Origin of the sequence: Streptomyces xanthophaeus, assembly GCF_030440515.1 — a bacterium.
GTDB classification, from domain to species: Bacteria; Actinomycetota; Actinomycetes; order Streptomycetales; family Streptomycetaceae; genus Streptomyces; species Streptomyces kutzneri.
Genome location: NZ_CP076543.1, coordinates 3,663,919 through 3,682,500, shown reverse-complemented (window position 1 = coordinate 3,682,500; position 18,582 = coordinate 3,663,919). Strand labels below are relative to the sequence as shown.

General features: G+C 69.8%; 16 protein-coding genes and 2 rRNA genes (1 of these 18 only partly in view). 15 read left to right on the top strand and 3 right to left on the bottom strand.

Features of this window, described 5'->3' with window-relative positions:
* The 10 genes from KO717_RS16040 to KO717_RS15995 form a co-directional block, all read left to right on the top strand.
* Positions 1–1,997 (top strand): 23S ribosomal RNA (locus KO717_RS16040); it begins 1,126 nt to the left of the window's first position.
* A 76-nt stretch (positions 1,998–2,073) separates the two neighbouring features.
* Positions 2,074–2,190 (top strand): 5S ribosomal RNA (gene rrf / locus KO717_RS16035).
* A gap of 175 nt (positions 2,191–2,365) precedes the next feature.
* Positions 2,366–3,031, top strand: a complete 666-nt coding sequence (locus KO717_RS16030) for an HAD family hydrolase (protein ID WP_301368212.1) — start codon at positions 2,366–2,368, stop codon at positions 3,029–3,031.
* Positions 3,032–3,074: 43 nt separating this feature from the next.
* Entirely contained in the window at positions 3,075–4,301 is a 1,227-nt protein-coding gene (locus KO717_RS16025) for an MFS transporter (protein ID WP_301368210.1), read from the top strand.
* Positions 4,273–5,421, top strand: a complete 1,149-nt coding sequence (locus KO717_RS16020) for an acetoin utilization protein AcuC (protein WP_301374556.1) — start codon at positions 4,273–4,275, stop codon at positions 5,419–5,421. Before KO717_RS16025 ends, KO717_RS16020 begins: the two co-directional genes overlap by 29 nt.
* A gap of 107 nt (positions 5,422–5,528) precedes the next feature.
* Positions 5,529–6,359, top strand: a complete 831-nt coding sequence (locus KO717_RS16015) for a phosphatase (protein WP_301374554.1) — start codon at positions 5,529–5,531, stop codon at positions 6,357–6,359.
* Between the two features lie 114 nt (positions 6,360–6,473).
* Positions 6,474–6,683: a helix-turn-helix domain-containing protein gene (locus tag KO717_RS16010; RefSeq protein ID WP_008738568.1), complete on the top strand. Its 210-nt coding sequence runs from the start codon at positions 6,474–6,476 to the stop codon at positions 6,681–6,683.
* Positions 6,684–6,825: 142 nt separating this feature from the next.
* The gene (locus tag KO717_RS16005; RefSeq protein ID WP_003948845.1) at positions 6,826–6,924 is read left to right on the top strand and encodes a 30S ribosomal protein bS22; all 99 of its coding nucleotides are present in this window, start codon (positions 6,826–6,828) and stop codon (positions 6,922–6,924) included.
* Between the two features lie 95 nt (positions 6,925–7,019).
* Positions 7,020–8,105: an NAD-dependent epimerase/dehydratase family protein gene (locus KO717_RS16000; protein WP_301368107.1), complete on the top strand. Its 1,086-nt coding sequence runs from the start codon at positions 7,020–7,022 to the stop codon at positions 8,103–8,105.
* Positions 8,105–9,097: a lysophospholipid acyltransferase family protein gene (locus KO717_RS15995; protein WP_301368106.1), complete on the top strand. Its 993-nt coding sequence runs from the start codon at positions 8,105–8,107 to the stop codon at positions 9,095–9,097. Before KO717_RS16000 ends, KO717_RS15995 begins: the two co-directional genes overlap by 1 nt.
* Positions 9,098–9,147: 50 nt before the next feature.
* On the opposite strand, the gene KO717_RS15990 is transcribed toward KO717_RS15995, so the two are convergent.
* The 3 genes from KO717_RS15990 to KO717_RS15980 all read right to left on the bottom strand — a co-directional run bounded on the left by KO717_RS15990 (position 9,148) and on the right by KO717_RS15980 (position 12,738).
* Complete coding sequence (locus KO717_RS15990; RefSeq protein WP_301368105.1) at positions 9,148–10,359, bottom strand: DUF5667 domain-containing protein; 1,212 nt, start codon at positions 10,357–10,359, stop codon at positions 9,148–9,150.
* A 228-nt stretch (positions 10,360–10,587) separates the two neighbouring features.
* On the bottom strand, positions 10,588–11,403 hold the full coding sequence (locus KO717_RS15985; protein ID WP_030757828.1) for an ECF subfamily RNA polymerase sigma factor, BldN family: 816 nt from the start codon (positions 11,401–11,403) through the stop codon (positions 10,588–10,590).
* Positions 11,404–11,763: 360 nt separating this feature from the next.
* On the bottom strand, positions 11,764–12,738 hold the full coding sequence (locus tag KO717_RS15980; RefSeq protein ID WP_301368104.1) for an HAD family hydrolase: 975 nt from the start codon (positions 12,736–12,738) through the stop codon (positions 11,764–11,766).
* Between the two features lie 98 nt (positions 12,739–12,836).
* Between KO717_RS15980 and KO717_RS15975 the strand changes: the two genes are divergently transcribed.
* The 5 genes from KO717_RS15975 to KO717_RS15955 all read left to right on the top strand — a co-directional run bounded on the left by KO717_RS15975 (position 12,837) and on the right by KO717_RS15955 (position 18,563).
* Complete coding sequence (locus KO717_RS15975; RefSeq protein WP_301368103.1) at positions 12,837–13,124, top strand: glutaredoxin family protein; 288 nt, start codon at positions 12,837–12,839, stop codon at positions 13,122–13,124.
* 273 nt (positions 13,125–13,397) lie between these two features.
* A complete protein-coding gene (locus KO717_RS15970) occupies positions 13,398–14,204 on the top strand; it encodes a redox-sensing transcriptional repressor Rex (RefSeq protein ID WP_301368102.1) in 807 nt (268 codons plus the stop codon).
* Complete coding sequence (locus tag KO717_RS15965) at positions 14,201–15,934, top strand: glutamyl-tRNA reductase (protein WP_301368101.1); 1,734 nt, start codon at positions 14,201–14,203, stop codon at positions 15,932–15,934. The genes KO717_RS15970 and KO717_RS15965 overlap by 4 nt, the downstream gene beginning before the upstream one ends.
* Positions 15,931–16,899 (top strand): hydroxymethylbilane synthase, encoded by a 969-nt coding sequence (hemC, locus tag KO717_RS15960; RefSeq protein WP_301368100.1) that lies wholly within the window; start codon positions 15,931–15,933, stop codon positions 16,897–16,899. The genes KO717_RS15965 and hemC overlap by 4 nt, the downstream gene beginning before the upstream one ends.
* Complete coding sequence (locus KO717_RS15955) at positions 16,896–18,563, top strand: bifunctional uroporphyrinogen-III C-methyltransferase/uroporphyrinogen-III synthase (RefSeq protein WP_301368099.1); 1,668 nt, start codon at positions 16,896–16,898, stop codon at positions 18,561–18,563. Before hemC ends, KO717_RS15955 begins: the two co-directional genes overlap by 4 nt.
* The last annotated feature ends 19 nt before the right edge of the window (positions 18,564–18,582 follow it).

Here is an 18,582-nt window from a genome sequence, read left to right as displayed (position 1 = left end):
TGGGAAAGGATGTGGAGTCGCAGAGACAACCAGGAGGTTGGCTTAGAAGCAGCCACCCTTGAAAGAGTGCGTAATAGCTCACTGGTCAAGTGATTCCGCGCCGACAATGTAGCGGGGCTCAAGCGTACCGCCGAAGTCGTGTCATTGCAGCAATAGGGCCAACGCCCGCTGTGATGGGTAGGGGAGCGTCGTGTGCCGGGTGAAGCAGCAGCGGAAGCTAGTTGTGGACGGTTCACGAGTGAGAATGCAGGCATGAGTAGCGATACACACGTGAGAAACGTGTGCGCCGATTGACTAAGGGTTCCTGGGTCAAGCTGATCTGCCCAGGGTAAGTCGGGACCTAAGGCGAGGCCGACAGGCGTAGTCGATGGACAACCGGTTGATATTCCGGTACCCGCTTTGAAACGCCCAATATCGAATCAGGCGATGCTAAGTCCGTGAAGCCGTTCCGGACCCTTCGGGGAAAGGAAAGTGGTGGAGCCGACGAACCAGACTTGTAGTAGGTAAGCGATGGGGTGACGCAGGAAGGTAGTCCAGCCCGGGCGGTGGTAGTCCCGGGGTAAGGGTGTAGGCCGAGGGGTAGGCAAATCCGTCCCTCATTAAGGCTGAGACCTGATGCCGAGCCGATTGTGGTGAAGTGGATGATCCTATGCTGTCGAGAAAAGCCTCTAGCGAGTTTCATGGCGGCCCGTACCCTAAACCGACTCAGGTGGTCAGGTAGAGAATACCGAGGCGTTCGGGTGAACTATGGTTAAGGAACTCGGCAAAATGCCCCCGTAACTTCGGGAGAAGGGGGGCCATCACTGGTGATCGGACTTGCTCCGTGAGCTGGGGGTGGCCGCAGAGACCAGCGAGAAGCGACTGTTTACTAAAAACACAGGTCCGTGCGAAGCCGTAAGGCGATGTATACGGACTGACGCCTGCCCGGTGCTGGAACGTTAAGGGGACCGGTTAGTGACCTTTCGGGGTTGCGAAGCTGAGAACTTAAGCGCCAGTAAACGGCGGTGGTAACTATAACCATCCTAAGGTAGCGAAATTCCTTGTCGGGTAAGTTCCGACCTGCACGAATGGCGTAACGACTTCTCGACTGTCTCAACCATAGGCCCGGTGAAATTGCACTACGAGTAAAGATGCTCGTTTCGCGCAGCAGGACGGAAAGACCCCGGGACCTTTACTACAGTTTGATATTGGTGTTCGGTTCGGCTTGTGTAGGATAGGTGGGAGACTTTGAAGCAGCCACGCCAGTGGTTGTGGAGTCGCCGTTGAAATACCACTCTGGTCGTGCTGGATGTCTAACCTCGGTCCGTGATCCGGATCAGGGACAGTGTCTGATGGGTAGTTTAACTGGGGCGGTTGCCTCCCAAAGGGTAACGGAGGCGCCCAAAGGTTCCCTCAGCCTGGTTGGCAATCAGGTGTTGAGTGTAAGTGCACAAGGGAGCTTGACTGTGAGACCGACGGGTCGAGCAGGGACGAAAGTCGGGACTAGTGATCCGGCGGTGGCTTGTGGAAGCGCCGTCGCTCAACGGATAAAAGGTACCCCGGGGATAACAGGCTGATCTTCCCCAAGAGTCCATATCGACGGGATGGTTTGGCACCTCGATGTCGGCTCGTCGCATCCTGGGGCTGGAGTCGGTCCCAAGGGTTGGGCTGTTCGCCCATTAAAGCGGTACGCGAGCTGGGTTTAGAACGTCGTGAGACAGTTCGGTCCCTATCCGCTGTGCGCGTAGGAATATTGAGAAGGGCTGTCCCTAGTACGAGAGGACCGGGACGGACGAACCTCTGGTGTGCCAGTTGTCCTGCCAAGGGCATGGCTGGTTGGCTACGTTCGGGAGGGATAACCGCTGAAAGCATCTAAGCGGGAAGCCTGCTTCAAGATGAGTATTCCCACCTCCTTGAGAGGGTAAGGCTCCCAGTAGACGACTGGGTTGATAGGCCAGATGTGGAAGCCCGGTAACGGGTGAAGCTGACTGGTACTAATAGGCCGAGGGCTTGTCCTCAGTTGCTCGCGTCCACTGTGTTAGTTCTGAAATAACGAACAGCTGTGTTCATGCCAGCGTTCAAATTTCATAGTGTTTCGGTGGTCATAGCGTTAGGGAAACGCCCGGTTACATTCCGAACCCGGAAGCTAAGCCTTTCAGCGCCGATGGTACTGCAGGGGGGACCCTGTGGGAGAGTAGGACGCCGCCGAACAATCATTGTGGGAAAGCCCCGCACCTTATGGTGCGGGGCTTTTCTGCGTTCAGGGGCCGGCGGCCCTGCTCGCGGCCTTCCGTCTGTCGTCCGAATGGCCGCAGCAGCCCGGTGACGCGTCGTCGGCGGCCCGGCGAGACGGGCCCTACGTCCCTTTAGTTCGTACTGTGGGGGTATGGGCTACGACCTCGTCATCTTCGACAACGACGGCGTGCTGGTGGACAGCGAGCCGCTCGCCAACAGCATCCTCGCCGGGTACCTGACCGAGCTGGGGCACCCGACCACCTACGAGGAGTCGGTCCGCGACTACATGGGGGCCGCCGTGCACCGGGTGCACGACCTCGTCGTCGAGCGGACCGGGCAGCAGCTGCCGGCCGACTTCGACGAGACCCTGCACGCGCGGACCGTCGCCGCGTTCGAGCAGGACCTGAAGCCCGTCCCCGGCGTGGAGGAGGTGCTGGGGGCGCTGACCGCGCAAGGGGTCGGGTACTGCCTGGCCTCCTCCGGGAGCCACGACCGGATCCGGGCCGGGCATCGGGTGGCCGGGCTCGACGGGTGGTTCGAGGAAGAGTGGATCTTCAGCGCGCAGGACGTGGGCCAGGGGAAGCCGGCTCCCGATCTGTACCTGCACGCGGCGCGGCAGATGGGCGTGGAGCCCGCCCGCTGTGTGGTCGTCGAGGACAGTCCGCTCGGCATCCAGGCCGCCGTCGCCGCGGGCATGGACGTGTTCGCGTTCACGGCGATGCTGCCCGCCGACCGCCTCCCCGGGGCCACCGGGCACTTCGGTGACATGAAGCAGCTCACCGGAATGCTCGGGCTGGAGGCCGGACTGGGTATGTGATCTCTCTACCCACGGGTAGCCCGTGGCCCTACGCTGACCCGCCATGACGGATGATGTGCGGCTGCGGCGCGGCCGCGGCGCTCTGGGGTTCAGTTTCTTCGTGCAAGGCGTCGCCTTCGCGCTGCTCGTGACGCGGATCCCGGCCATCCAGGACCGGTACGGGATATCCGACGGCCTGCTGCCCGCCTTCCTCGCGGCCGTGCCGGTCCTCGCGGGGGCGTCGAGCGTGGCCACCGAGCACCTGGTGAAGCGGGTGGCGCCCAGCGTCGTACTGCGGTGGGCGCAGCCGCTGGTGCTGCTGTCCCTGCTGGGCGTCGGAGCCGGCGGCCAGATGTGGCACGTGGCGGTGGCGCTGGGGGCGTTCGGGTTGTCGGTGGGTGCGCTGGACGCCTCGATGAACATGCTCGGGGTCAGCCTGCAACGGGCGTACGGGCGGAGCATCATGCTCGGGTTCCATGCCGCGTACAGCCTCGGCGGGATCCTCGGGGCGTCGGCCGCGTGGGCGGGGGCGCACTGGGAGCTGAACCTCTTCGTCAGCTATCTGCCGGCCGTGGTCGTCCTGCTGCCGCTGGCGCTGCTGGGGAGCCGGCGCTACGTCGACGGGCCGGCGGGCCTGGGGGAGACCGGCGGGAAGGGGCTGGGGGCCGGCGGCTTCACGCTGCTGCTGCCGCTCTGCCTGGTGATGGCGTGCGCGTACATCGGGGATTCCACGGTGGCGAACTGGAGTGCCAAGTACCTCCAGGACGTACTCGGGAGCTCGGAGCAGATGGCGACGGTCCCCTACAACGTGTACATGGTGACCACCCTCGTGGGGCGAGCCGTGGGGGACCTGGGCGTGCGGCGGTTCGGGGCGGCGGCCGTGGTGCGGGCCGGGACGCTGGTGGCGGCCGCCGGGTTCGCCGTGGTGGCGGCGGCGCCGGGGGCGTGGGTGGGGATGCTCGGCTTCACGCTGCTGGGGATCGGACTGTGCGTGATCGTGCCGCAGACCTTCGCCGCCGCGGGGCGCCTGTTCCCGGGGGCCTCCGACACGGCCGTGGCGCGGCTCAACATCTTCAACTACGTCGGCTTCCTGATCGGGTCTCCGCTCGTCGGGGCGGTCGGCGACGCCTGGAGCTACCGGGGCGCGATGCTGGTGCCGATGGCGCTGGTCCTGGTGACACTCTTCCAAGCCCGCTCGTTCGGCTCCGAGGGCGCCCGATACGGTGTCCGGCATGAGCGGCGAGCCGGTGACCGGGCTGTTGATGTGGGACGAGGCGGTAACGGGGTATGACTTCGGACCGAGCCATCCGATGGACCCGGTGCGCCTGGCGCTGACCATGGGCCTGGTGCGTGCCTTCGGGCTGGACCGGGCGATGGAGGTACGGGCGGCGCCCGCGGCCGGGGATTCGACGCTGCGGCTGGTGCATCGGGAGGACTACGTCGCCGCGGTGCGCGAGGTGTCCGCCGACCCGGGGTGCGCGGACGGTTCGTACGGGCTGGGGACCCTGGACGATCCTGCCTTCCACGGGATGCACGAGGCCTCCGCGCTGATCGCCGGGCAGTCCGTGGCGGGGGCGGAGGCGCTCTGGCACGGTGAGGCCGAGCACGTGGTGAACTTCGCCGGCGGGCTGCACCACGCGATGCCGGGCGGGGCGGCCGGTTTCTGTGTCTACAACGACGCCTCGCTGGCGGTGGCTCGGCTGCTGGAGCTGGGGGCCGAGCGGGTCGCGTACGTGGACGTGGACGTGCACCACGGGGACGGTGTGCAGGCGGCCTTCTGGGACGACCCGCGGGTGCTGACCATTTCGATGCACGAGCATCCGCGGACGCTGTTCCCGCAGACCGGCTGGCCCGAGGAGACCGGCGGTCCGGGGGCGGAGGGGTCGGCGGTCAACATCGCGCTGCCCGCCGGGACGGGGGACGCGGGCTGGCTGCGGGCCTTCCACGCGGTCGTGCCGGAGCTGCTGGCGGACTTCCGGCCGCAGGTGCTGGTGACCCAGCACGGGGCCGATACGCACTTCGAGGACCCGCTGGCGCACCTGGCGGTCTCGCTGGACGCGCAGCGGGCCGTCCAGGAGGCCTGTCACCGGCTCGCGCACGAGCACGCGGACGGGCGGTGGCTGGCGCTGGGCGGGGGCGGGTACGCGGTGGTGGACGTCGTTCCGCGGTCGTGGACGCATCTGGTGGGGATCGCCGCGCACCGGCCGGTGGATCCGGAGTCGGCGGTGCCCGCTTCGTGGCGGGACGAGGTGTACGCGCGGACGCGGCAGCTGGCGCCGTCCCGGATGACGGACGGGCGGACCCCGTCGTGGCCGGATTGGGACGCGGGCTACGACCCGGCGGACCGGACGGATCAGGCCGTTCTGGCCACGCGTCGGGCGGTGTTCCCGCTGCGCGGCATGCTGACCTGAGCGTGCGGCCGGAACTGCGGCGGCGAAGTTGATGCATCGTTACGCCAACTGTGGGGCTGTTCGGTGGAATTGATGAACCGCCAGATGTGTTGGGGCAGCATCGGAGGGTGTTGAGCACCGGCGCGCTGCGTGCGCATCTGCTGGCCGCCCGGTTGGCCGGGCCCGTCGCCACCTCCCGGGAGGAGAGCCTGCGCAGTTACCGGCTGTTCGCGGCGCGGGATCCGCGGGTGATGCTGGGGCTGGATCCGGAGTGGGCGTGGGGCGAGGGTGATCTGCTGAGGCTGATGGCGGACAAGTGCGGGGTCTCGGCGGATCCGGCGCACGTCAGCGGGCCGGACGTGATCGATCCGGAGCGGACGGTGGCCGCGCTGGAGGCCTTCGCGGGGCGGCTGTGCGAGGCGGCGAGGGCGCGGTCGCCGGTGTTGTTCGGGACGGGCCATCCGCATCGACTCCTGGGCTTCTACGCCGGTTTGGCGGAGGCGTTGTCGGCGGCGGGATGTGTTGTCCTCACTCCGGCGCAGGGGGTGAGTGTCGACATGGCGACCCGGTTCGGCGTACGCACGTACAGCATCGAATACGTACGGGGGGTCGCACTGGTGCGGGAACCCGGCGTGCGGGTGCCGGGGAGTGCGACCGGCGTGCACACCCATTCACCGCTGCCGGTTCGGGTGGCGCTGGGCGCTCTCGCGGAGGCCGGCGGGCCGCTGCCGGAGCTGGTGGTGGGGGACCACGGGTGGGTCTGCGGCGCAGGTCAGCTCGGTGTGAAGGCCATCGGGCTGGCGGATACGGATGATCCCGCGCTGTTCGTCGGGGAGGCCGAGGGGCGGGTCTCGGTGGCCGTTCCACTTGATGACGGGGTGCGAGCGGACTACTACCGACCGCTCACGCGGTACGTGCTCGGCCGCGCGAGTCTGACGGGGCGGCAGGAGTGGCCGTAGCTCCTCTTCCCCACTCGTATCACGCGCCCCTACTCTGGGGAGTGAGCGTGCGACGACGAGGAGTAACCGGAGGGGAAGCCGGTGCCCGTCATGCGCGGAAGGTCAAGGTGTGTCATGGCTGCTGGCGAGAGGCCTCTCAGTGAGGTTCAGTTCCTGACCGTGGCGGAGGTCGCCTCGGTGATGCGAGTGTCGAAGATGACCGTGTACCGGCTGGTGCACAACGGTCATCTGCCCGCAATCCGGGTGGGCCGGTCCTTCCGGGTCCCCGAGAATGCGGTCCACGAGTACCTCCGAGAGTCCTATGTGGGGGTGGAGTCGGCCTGAGACTGAGGCTCGGGACGCCCCTGGCTACGACGCGGAAGCGCTCGGATTACAAGCTCAGAGCTCGGGCGGGTAGGCTAGGCCGACGTAGGTCGTGTGGGCCCAGACGCCCCGCACCAGTGAAGAGAAGTGAGCGAGGGTAGTCGTGGGCTCTGTTATCAAGAAGCGGCGCAAGCGGATGGCTAAGAAGAAGCACCGCAAGCTGCTCAAGCGCACCCGCGTCCAGCGCCGTAACAAGAAGTAAACGGCAGCTGTACGTGTTCTCCGCAGCCCCTCCACCATCCTGGTGGAGGGGCTGCGGTGCAGCCGGGGGACTTCTTCGAGGGAGGCGCTGAGCTCGTGGGGAAGGTCGTACTCGTCACCGGGGCTGCCCGGCAGTTGGGCGGCCGCTTCGTGCGCCGGATCCAGCGTGACCCGGACGTCGAGCGGGTGATCGCGGTGGACGCGATGACACCGCCGCACCGGCTCGGATCGGCGGAGTTCGTCCGTACGGACATCAGACAGTCGGCGATCGCCAGAGTGCTGGCCGAGCACGCCGTGGACACGGTGGTCCATCTTGCGGTCACCGGAGGCAGTGCGGGAACGGGCGGTGCGCACAGCACCGTCAAGGAAACGAACGTCATCGGCACCATGCAGCTCCTCGGGGCCTGCCAGAAGTCGCCGACGGTACGACGGCTCGTGGTGAAGTCCAGTACCAGCGTCTACGGTGGCACCCCCCGGGACCCGGCCGTCTTCACCGAGACCACGGAGCCGAAATCCCTCCCGGCGGGCGGCTTCGCCAAGGACGCCGCCGAGGTCGAGGGCTACGTACGGGGCTTCGCGCGCAGGCGGCCGGACGTCGCGGTGTGCGTCCTGCGGTTCGCGAACATCCTGGGGCCCTTCGCGGATTCGGCGCTCGCCGAGTACTTCTCGATCCCGGTGATGCCGACCGTGCTGGGGTACGACCCGCGGCTGCAGTTCGTCCACGAGGACGACGTCCTCGAAGTGCTGCGGCTGGCGGCGCGGGAGCCCAGGCGCGGGACGCTGAACAGCGGGACGTTCAACATCGCGGGCGACGGAGTACTGCTGCTGTCGCAGTGCTCGCGCCGGCTCGGGCGGCCCACGCTGCCGCTGCTGCTGCCCGCGCTGAACTGGGTGGGCGCCGCGCTGCGGACGGTCGGGGCCAGTGACTTCTCGCCGGAGCAGATAAGGCTGCTCACCCATGGCCGGGTCGTGGAGACCACGCAGATGCGTGAGGTGCTCGGCTTTGAACCCCTCTACACGACCGCTGAGACCTTCGCGGACTTCGCGCGGAGCCGGGGGACCGGGCTGCTGCCGCCGGAGCGGGTCGGACGGATCGTGGACCGGGTGGCGGCCATGCTGGACGCAGACGGGCTCGACGGGCTCGAGGACGACGCCTACGCGGCTGAAGGAGCGAAGCGATAGTGGCGGACGCCAAGGTCATTCCGTTCGACGAGGACCGGCCCCGGCGGCGGATCCCCCGCCGGGTGCGGGCGGTGCCCGCAGCCGAGCCGGTGGGGGAGCCGTCGGCGGCTCCCGAGACCACGCCTGAGCCCGCGCCCGCGGCGGCGCCCGGCGACAGCTGGGACCGGCGGATCGCCGGCGGGCTGGCGTTCCTGCGGCGACGGGTCACCGGGGACTACGAGGTCGACGACTTCGGCTACGACAAGGAACTGACGGACCAGGTCCTGATGTCCTTGATGCGGCCGCTGTACGACAAGTACTTCCGGGTCGAGGTCAAGGGCATCGAGAACATCCCGGCGGAGGGCGGTGCGCTGATCGTGGCGAACCACTCCGGGACGCTGCCGCTCGACGGGCTGATGCTGCAGGTCGCCGTGCACGACCACCACCCGGCCGAGCGGCACCTGCGGCTGCTGGCGGCGGACCTGGTGTTCATGCTGCCGGTGGTCAACGAGCTGGCCCGCAAGGCGGGGCACACCCTGGCGTGCGCGGAGGACGCACAGCGGCTGCTGGAGGCCGGGGAGCTGGTCGGTGTGATGCCGGAGGGCTTCAAGGGGATAGGGAAGCCGTTCGGGGACCGGTACAAGCTGCAGCGGTTCGGGCGCGGCGGGTTCGTGTCGACGGCGCTGCGGGCGGGGACGCCGATCGTGCCGTGCTCGATCGTGGGGGCGGAGGAGATCTACCCCATGGTCGGCAACGCGAAGACGCTGGCACGGCTGCTGGGGGTCCCGTACTTCCCGATCACGCCGACGTTCCCGTGGCTGGGTCCGCTGGGTGCGGTGCCGTTGCCGACGAAGTGGACGATCCAGTTCGGGGAGCCGATCCCGACGGACGGGTACGCCGCGGAGGCGGCGGAGGACCCGATGCTGATGTTCAACCTGACGGACCAGGTGCGGGAGCAGATCCAGCACACGCTGTACAAGCTGCTCGTGCAGCGGCGGTCCGTGTTCTTCTGACGAGACCGAACAGGAAGGGCGGGGCTGCCTCGGCAGCCCCGCCCTTCCTGTTACTCGGCGTCCTCCGCGCCCAGGCCCAGGCCCGGGAGGAGTCCCGGGAGCAGGGGCGGGATGGTGATGTCCGGCTTCGGGTTCTCCGGCGTGCCCGAGGGGGGCGGGGCCGACTGTCCCGCGGGCGGGTTGAGCAGGTCGCCCGTACCGCCGAGGAGGCCGCCGGCGGGGGGCCGGGAGCTGCCCGAGGGGGACGGCGCCGGGGGGCTGCCGGACGGCGTCCCGGCGGCCGGGGCGGACGGGTGGCCACCGCCGCTGGGGGTGCCGCCCGGCTTGGCGGACGATCCGGGGGTGCCTCCGGTGCCACGGGGCTGCTCCGGTGGCTTGGGGAGCAGGCTCTGCAGCGGCGCCACGTCTTCGTCTATGGCCTGGAAGACCGACTCCACCTCACCGCCCACGTCCGTGAGCTGCGCCGGGAGCTTCTCGCGGAGCTTGCCCCAGGCGTCGCGGTGGGAGCGGGAGAACGACGACAGCTTCTGGATCGGGCCGAGCGAGCCGTCCCGTTCGTACGCGGCCTGGAGGAGGCGGTGGCCTTCCTCCGCGTCGTGCTTCACGCCCGCCAGGGCGCGGCGGATGGCGCCCAGGGACTCGTGGTCCAGGTCGCCCAGCCGACCTCGTTCCATCAGCCGGCGGGCTTCCGACAGGCGGTTCGAGGCCTGGTCGAGATAGAGCTCGCCCCGGTCCGAGTCGTCGTCGGCCATCCCCAGCTTCAGGTCCTCCATGCCCCGCTTCACGGGGTAGAGGTGGTCACCGGGCAGGGCGTCGGAACTGGCAGCGGCCACTCCGCTGAAGGCCCCGGCGGCCACACCCACGGTGAGGCCGCCCGCTGCGATGCCCTTGGACCAGCGGGAGCGGGGCCGCAATTTCCGGAGCGGGGTCGCCCGGTGGGCGCCGCGGCCGGTCCGCTGTTCGGGCACCTGAGGGTCCGAGGCGGCACCGCCCCCGGCCCTCTCCTCCAGCACCATGGTCTCCATGGCGGCAATGAGCTGGGCTCGTTGCACCACTTTGACCTCGGGGTCCAGCACTGGGCGCGGCATTCTTTCGCCGAGCACGCTCGCCAGGGCCAACAGCCGGTCGTGGTCGGCAGGTTCGGCAGGTGCCTCGGACTGCTCGGCCGCCGAGTCCGGATCTGGAAGGTCGGACGGGGTCCGATCCTCCAGGGCCTGGGCGAAGGCGTTCGCCCGCCGGTGCGGGGTCACGTTCGCGATCACTGGCGGCACCTCCTCTCGTCATGACGATCGACTCCCCAAGGTGTCCGGAAGGTTGCCTTCCTTGAGCGCATCCACACTTTCGAGTGAGCGGCTTCGGGCAAAGCGTGTCCACAGGGAGCCTGCATTCCGCACAACGAGCGTCGCGGCACTTGGGTTACGGACGAAGGATGATCTGACCACAGCGTCATCGAGGGGTCACCGAATGTGAGGTTGTGTGGTGTCGGAGGGTCAGCGGGCGTCTTCGGGGAGGAGGCGGGCCAGGGTGCGCACCGCCCGGTACTGCAGCGTCTTGATGGCGCCTTCGTTCTTCCCCATCACCCGGGCCGTCTCGGCGACCGAGAGGCCCTGCAGGAAGCGCAGGGTCACGCACTCCTGCTGCTGTGGATTGAGCTTGCGCACGGCCTCCAGCAGGGCCGCGTTGGAGAGGGACTCCAGGACGGAGTCCTCGGGGCTGCGCTCGACCTCGTTCGCGTCGAGCATCTCGCCGGTGGTGACCTCCAGCCGGAAGCGGCTGGACTTGAAGTGGTCCGCCACCAGGTTGCGGGCGATCGTCACGAGCCAGGCGCCGAAGTCGCGGCCCTGCCAGGTGAAGGTGGAGATCCGGCGCAGCGCGCGCAGGAACGTCTCGCTGGTGAGGTCCTCCGCGGTCGCCTTACCGCCGACGCGGTAGTAGATGTACCGGTAGACCGTGTCGCTGTACTGGTCGTAGAGGCGGCCGAAGGCCTCGGCCTCGCCCGCCTGGGCGCGTTCGACCAGGTCCATCATGCGGGCCTGGTCGCTGTCCGCGGTGGGGCGGCGGTGGGTGGTGGCCTGGGTGCCGGTGCCGGCGGCGTTCGAGCCGCCGGCGGCGCGACCTCGTCTGCCCACCGTCGCGCCGCCGTCGGTCAGGGCATAGCAAGGACCGGCCGGGCCGAAGCCGGCAGGGACTGCGGCGGCGAAGGCGGGGACGGCGTACGCGGTGGGGACGAAGCCGCGCAGGTGGTCGAGGACCGTTGCGCGCAGCTGAGCCAGGCCCGAGGCGTCAACCCCGACAGGTGGGTACACGGGACTCCCAGAGGCAGAGCTTCCATCACGTGCAGTGCGGGACCGTTCACCCGTCGTGGCGACAGATGGCCGGTGGCATGCGTTTGAGGAGAATAACGCTTCGTACAGGCAGCACTACACCCAGTTGCTCAAATCACCGGTTCCGACACTTCTGTTGCGTGTCGAGGGCATATTCGGTCGCAGTTGGTGATCGATTCTTGATCACTTGGATACGCGGAATGGACGCTTCCAAGGGGTCCCGCGACCGACTCGGGCATGCCGGAGTGCCGCGCCGCAGGCGCGGGTAGAGGTGAGCGAATGCCCGGTGCCGGGCCCTGGTCCGGGCGTGCCCGGGGCGCGTGGGCCCCGGGCCTGGTGTTGTTACTTGCGGCGGCGGTGCAGGGCGATGGCCGCGGCCGCGCCGCCCGCGATCGCGCCGACGCCGGCGGCTGCCGGGACGCCGACCTTCACGGCCTTGCGGCCGGTCCGATAGTCGCGCAGCCGCCAGTCGTTGGTGCGGGCATGCTTGCGCAGTTTTGTGTCGGGATTGATCGCGTACGGATGTCCGACCAGTGACAGCATCGGGATGTCGTTGTGCGAATCGCTGTACGCGGCGCAGCGTTCGAGGTCGAGTCCCTCGGCGGCGGCCAGGGCGCGGACCGCCTCCGCCTTCGCGGGGCCGTGCAGGGGCTCGCCGACCAGGCGGCCGGTGTAGATCCCGTCGACGGACTCGGCGACGGTGCCCAGGGCCCCGGTCAGGCCGAGGCGGCGGGCGATGATGGTGGCCGTCTCCACGGGGGCGGCCGTGACCAGCCACACCTTCTGGCCGGCGTCGAGGTGGGCCTGGGCCAGGGCGCGGGTGCCCGGCCAGATCCGCTCGGCCATGTACTCGTCGTAGATCTCCTCGCCGATCGCCATCAGCTCGGAGACCTTGTGGCCCTTGACGATGGACAGGGCGCTGTCGCGGGCGTCCTGCATGTGCTCGGGGTCCTCGACCCCGGCGAGCCGGAACCAGGCCTGCTGCCAGGCGAAGCGGGCGAGCTCGCGGCGCCGGAAGAACTCGCGCTTGTAGAGGCCGCGGCCGAAGTGGAAGATCGCGGCGCCCTGCATGACGGTGTTGTCGAGGTCGAAGAAGGCGGCGGCGAGATCGTCGCCGGCGACCGGGAAGACGGGCTCGTCCGGGGTCCGGTCCGGGCCCTCTTCGGCGAGGGCTTCCGGTTCCGTTTCTGGTTCGGGGAACGCCGGGGCCTCGGCCAGAGCGGTCTTGCGGGCGGCCTCGGCCGAGGCCTCGCCCGCCAGCACGCTGCGTGCGGTGGCGGAGCGCCGACGAGGGGGGAGCCATCCGAGAGCGGCCATGACGCGAGCATAGCCACTGTGTTCGGGAGTTCCCGAACCGATGGGATGCGGAGGCGTGAACTCTTCGGGGCGCTGCTGTTACGTGAGGGCGCGGGAGAATGGGTGGCATGAGCCCTTTGTTGCGCCGTAAGGAAAAGAAGCAGCCCGGCGAGCGGACGGTGACGCTCATCGGCAAGCCGGGGTGCCACCTGTGCGACGAGGCGGAGGAGGTGGTGGCGAAGGTGTGCGCCGAGACGGGTGCGCAGTGGGAGAAGAAGGACATCTCGCAGGACGAGGAGCTCTACCGGCTGCACTGGGAGCAGATTCCGGTCGTGCTCGTGGACGGCGAGCAGCACACCTTCTGGAGGGTGAACCCCGACCGGCTCCGGCGGGCGTTGGAGGCCTGACCCTCTTCCCGGTTACCATCATGGGCGATTTATGGGGTCTCGGGGGCGTATCTGTGAGGAGTGTGCACGGTTTTGCCCCCTTTGGGATTTGAACGGGTTCGACGTGCCGATGGTTCCGGCTTTACGTGCCGAAGTCGCGTGACCCCGGTCACTTTGGACGGACAAAGCGGACACAATCTTTGTGCACGCGTTCACAAAGGCATAGCCTGCTGTCGACGGGGCGGTCCTGGGACAAGTGGCCGCCTGCAGCCCCGCTCATCCCGCAGGAGCATCGTGGCAACTGGCCGAACTCACCGACCGGCGACGCGCAGCCGAGGTATTCCCGAGGCCACTGTCGCCCGGCTTCCGCTGTACTTGCGTGCCCTCACCGCGCTCTCCGAGCGATCGGTGCCCACGGTGTCCTCCGAGGAGCTCGCGGCCGCCGCCGGAGTCAACTCCGCGAAGCTGCGCAAGGACTTCTCGTACCTCGGTTCCTACGGGACCCGCGGCGTCGGCTACGACGTCGAGTACCTCGTCTACCAGATCTCCCGCGAGCTCGGCCTGACCCAGGACTGGCCGGTCGTCATCGTCGGGATCGGTAACCTCGGCGCCGCCCTCGCCAACTACGGCGGCTTCTCCGCGCGCGGATTCCGCGTCGCGGCCCTCATCGACGCCGACCCGGCCATGGCCGGCAAGCCGGTCGCCGGCATGTCCGTCCAGCACACCGATGATCTGGAGAAGATCATCGAGGAGAACGGCGTCTCGATCGGTGTCATCGCGACGCCCGCCGGTGCGGCCCAGCAGGTCAGCGAGCGGCTGATCGCGGCCGGCGTCACCTCCATCCTGAACTTCGCGCCCACCGTGCTGTCCGTGCCCGAGGGCGTGGACGTGCGCAAGGTCGACCTCTCCATCGAGCTCCAGATCCTCGCCTTCCACGAGCAGCGCAAGGCCGGTGAGGAAGCGGCCGCCGCTGCCGCCGGCGGCTCCTCCGTGGGCGGCGCCGCCCCCGCCGCGGCCGTGGTGCCGCCGGCCGGGCGGACCGCCGCCGAGCAGCGCAAGGGCGGGCCCGAGGGTGACGTGCCGGCGGTGATGCCGGCATGAGTCTGCTCGTCGTAGGGCTGAGCCACCGCAGCGCACCCGTGAGCGTGCTGGAGCGGGCCTCGCTGTCCGCCGATGCCAAGGTGAAGCTGCTGCACGACACCCTCGCCGCCGAACCGGCGACCGAGGCGACCGTGCTGGCCACCTGCAACCGGATCGAGCTGTACGCGGACGTGGACAAGTTCCACGCCGGTGTCGCCGAGCTGTCCACGCTGCTCGCGCAGCACAGCGGCGTCGCGCTGGAGGAGCTCACCCCCTACCTGTACGTGCACTACGAGGACCGGGCGGTGCACCACCTGTTCTCGGTGGCGTGCGGCCTGGACTCGATGGTCGTGGGCGAGGGACAGATCCTCGGCCAGATCAAGGACGCGCTGGCGCTGGGGCAGGAGCTCCACACCGCCGGGCGGCTGATCAACGACCTGTTCCAGCAGGCGCTGCGGGTCGGCAAGCGGGCGCACTCCGAGACCGGGATCGACCGGGCCGGCCAGTCGCTGGTGACCTTCGGGCTGGAGCAGCTCGCCGTGCGGACGCCGGTGGCCGAGTGGGCCGCGGGCAAGCGGGCGCTGGTCATCGGCGCCGGGTCGATGTCCTCGCTGGCCGCGGCGACGCTGGCGCGGGTCGGGGTCGCCGAGATCGTCGTGGCGAACCGGACCGCCGACCGGGCGGAGCGGCTTGCGGAGATTCTGGTTGCCTCGGGCACCGGGGTCGCGGCGGTGGCCGTCCCGATGGCTCGGGTGCCCGATGAGCTGACACGAGTCGACGTGGTCGTGTCCTGCACGGGGGCCACCGGGCTCGTGCTGACCGCCGACGACGTGCTGGCCGCCGTGTCCTGGGGCGCCGGTGGGCTTGCGCCGGCCGAGCAGGAAGGGGCCGGGGCTGCGCCCCAGGCCCCCCAGGGGCTCCGCCCCCGGACCCCCGCGCCTCGAACGCCGGCGGGGCTGGATCTGGCGGGGCAGGATGCCGAGGTGCTGGCGCGGCTGGTTGCCGCCGCCGAGGCGGGCGGCCGACTCGCCGACGCGGGTGCGACCCGGACCATCAGTACGCCCGTGGAGGCCGTGGCCGACGGGTGTCCCGTCGGGCCGGACGGGCGCTCCGCGCTGACCGGGGTCGACGCCAACTCCCTCGAACTGCACGGGACCTGGGCCGACCAGGGCGAGGCCGCCGCACAGCGGCAGCCCCGCAGGAGCACCCGTACACAGGCCCACGAGACCACCGTCCGGCTCGCGCTGCTCGACCTGGCCATGCCCCGGGACATCGACGCGGCCGTGCACCGGATCCCGGGCGTCCGGCTCGTGGACATCGAGTCGCTCGCGGAGGCGTCCGCCGACGCCCCGATGGCGGCCGACGTCGACGCCGTACGCGCGATAGTCGCCCAGGAAGTGGCGGCCTTCGGGGCGGCGCAGCGAGCCGCCCACATCACGCCCACCGTCGTCGCCCTGCGCGCCATGGCGGCCGAGGTCGTGGCCATGGAAGTGGCGCGGCTCGACGGGCGCGTGCCCGACCTCGACGAACGGCAGCGCGCCGAGGTGACCCAGACCGTACGCCGCGTCGTGGACAAGCTCCTCCACGCGCCGACCGTGCGCGTCAAGCAGCTCGCGAGCGAGCCCGGCGGCGCCGGGTACGCGGAAGCGCTGCGCGAACTCTTCGACCTCGACCCTCAGACGGTTGCTTCCGTCAGCCGGGCGGACGCGGCCGATCCGATGAACGACGACGACCCAGGACGGGCATCATGAACACACGTCCCGACCAGCCGCTGCGGCTCGGTACGCGGCGGAGCAAGCTGGCCATGTCCCAGTCGGGGCACGTCGCCGACGCGGTACGGGCCGTCACCGGCCGCGCCGTCGAGCTCGTGGAGATCACGACCTACGGCGACGTCTCGCGCGAGCACCTCTCGCAGATCGGCGGGACGGGCGTGTTCGTCACCGCCCTGCGCGACGCGCTGCTGCGCGGAGAGGTCGACTTCGCCGTGCACTCGCTGAAGGACCTGCCGACCGCGCAGCCCGACGACCTCGTGATCGCGGCCATGCCGCGCCGCGAGGACGCGCGGGACGCGCTCGTCGCCCGGGACGGTCTGACCTTCGAGCAGCTGCCCGACGGTGCCCGGATCGGCACCGGCTCGCCGCGGCGCACCGCCCAGCTCAACCACCTGGCGCTGTCGCTCGGCAAGCGGATCGAGACGGTGCCCATCCGCGGCAACGTCGACACCCGGATCGGCTTCGTCCACGACGGTGAGCTCGACGCGGTCGTCCTGGCGGCCGCCGGTCTGAACCGGATCGGGCGCGGTGACGAAGCGACCGACCTGCTGTCCGTCGACAGCGTCCTGCCGGCACCCGGCCAGGGCGCCCTGGCCGTGGAGTGCCTCGCGTCCGACACGGACCTCGTCGCCGCGCTCGGAGTACTCGACGACCCGCACACCCGGGCCGCCGTGACCGCCGAGCGTTCCCTGCTCGCCACCCTGGAGGCAGGCTGCAGCGCACCCGTGGGCGCGTTCGCCGATCTGCTGGCCGACGGGGAGATTGTCAATGAAATGCGCCTGCGCGGCGTCGTCGGAACCCTCGACGGCACGACGCTGGTGCAGCTGTCCACCACCGGTCCCGTGCCCCAGTCGTACGACGAGGCCATGGCGCTCGGCCGCGAACTCGCGGACGAGATGCTGGCCAAGGGCGCGGCCGGTCTGATGGGGGAGCGATCGCTTTGAACCCCTCAATTCCGACCACCTCCGCCTATCCGGCCGTCGCCGCCCACGGGCGCGTCACCTTCCTCGGTGCCGGCCCGGGCGACCCGGGTCTGCTGACGCTGCGCGCCGTCGAGGCGCTCGCCGCCGCGGACGTACTGATCGCGGAGCCCGAGGTGCTCGAGGTCGTACGGACTCATGCGCGGGCGAACGTCGACACGCCGCAGCTGACGATTGCTGATGAAGTGTCAGCGGCCGCCGGGGTCCCGGTGATCCGGGACGCGGCCAATCTTGTCATGGAGGCCGCACGCTCCGGCAGGCGGGTCGTGCGTGCCGTCACGGGCGACCCCGGGCTCGACGGCAACGCCGCCGAGGAGATGCTCGTCTGCGCCACCGCCGGCATCCCCTTCGAGGTGGTGCCCGGTGTCGCGACCGCGGTGGGCGTGCCCGCGTACGCCGGTGTCCCGCTGCGCGACAAGCAGGGCGCGGACGTGCGGTTCGTCGACGCGAAGACCGCCTCGGCGCGCTGCTGGAGCGAGGTGGGCGCGAGCGACGGCACCCTCGTCGTGTCCGCGACGCTGGAGACCGTCCCGGCGGCCGCCGCCGAGCTGGTGAGCGCCGGACGCAAGCCCGACACCCCGCTGACGGTGACCGTCGCCGGTACCACCACGCGGCAGCGGACCTGGTGCGCGACGCTGGGCACCATCGCCCAGGTGTTCAAGCAGGGCAAGGTGCTCCCCTCGCCCGAGGGCGCCCGGCCCGTCATAGCCGTGGTCGGTGAGCACAGCGCCGCCGCACGGCGCGAGGACCTGTCCTGGTTCGAGTCGAAGCCGCTGTTCGGCTGGCGGGTGCTCGTGCCTCGTACCAAGGAGCAGGCCGCTTCGCTCTCCGACCAGCTGCGTTCCTACGGCGCGGTGCCCCACGAGGTGCCGACCATCGCCGTGGAGCCGCCGCGCACCCCTCAGCAGATGGAGCGCGCGGTCAAGGGCCTGGTGACGGGCCGCTACGAGTGGATCGCCTTCACCTCGGTCAACGCCGTGAAGGCCGTCCGTGAGAAGTTCGAGGAGTACGGGCTCGACGCGCGCGCCTTCGCGGGCATCAAGGTCGCCGCGGTGGGCGAGCAGACCGCCGCCGCGCTCGTGGAGTTCGGCGTGAAGCCGGACCTGGTGCCCAGCGGCGAGCAGTCCGCGGCCGGACTGCTGGACGACTGGCCGCCGTACGACCCGGTCTTCGACCCGATCGACCGCGTGTTCCTGCCGCGCGCCGACATCGCGACCGAGACGCTGGTCGCCGGGCTGATCGAGCTCGGGTGGGAGGTCGACGACGTCACCGCCTACCGGACGGTGCGCGCGTCGCCGCCGCCGGCGGACACGCGCGAGGCGATCAAGGGCGGCGGCTTCGACGCCGTTCTCTTCACGTCCTCGTCCACCGTCCGCAACCTGGTCGGGATCGCCGGGAAGCCGCACAACGTGACCGTCATCGCCTGTATCGGGCCGGCGACGGCCAAGACGGCGGAGGAGCACGGGCTGCGCGTGGACGTCCTGTCCCCGGAGCCGTCGGTGTCGAAGCTGGCGGAGGCCCTCGCCGAGTACGGTGCGGCGCGCCGCGAGGCGGCCAAGGAGGCCGGCGAGACGGTGTTCCGGCCGAGCGAGCGGCGACCGGGGGCGCGGCGGCGTCGTACGACGTGAGCGCCTTAGGCCCGGCCGG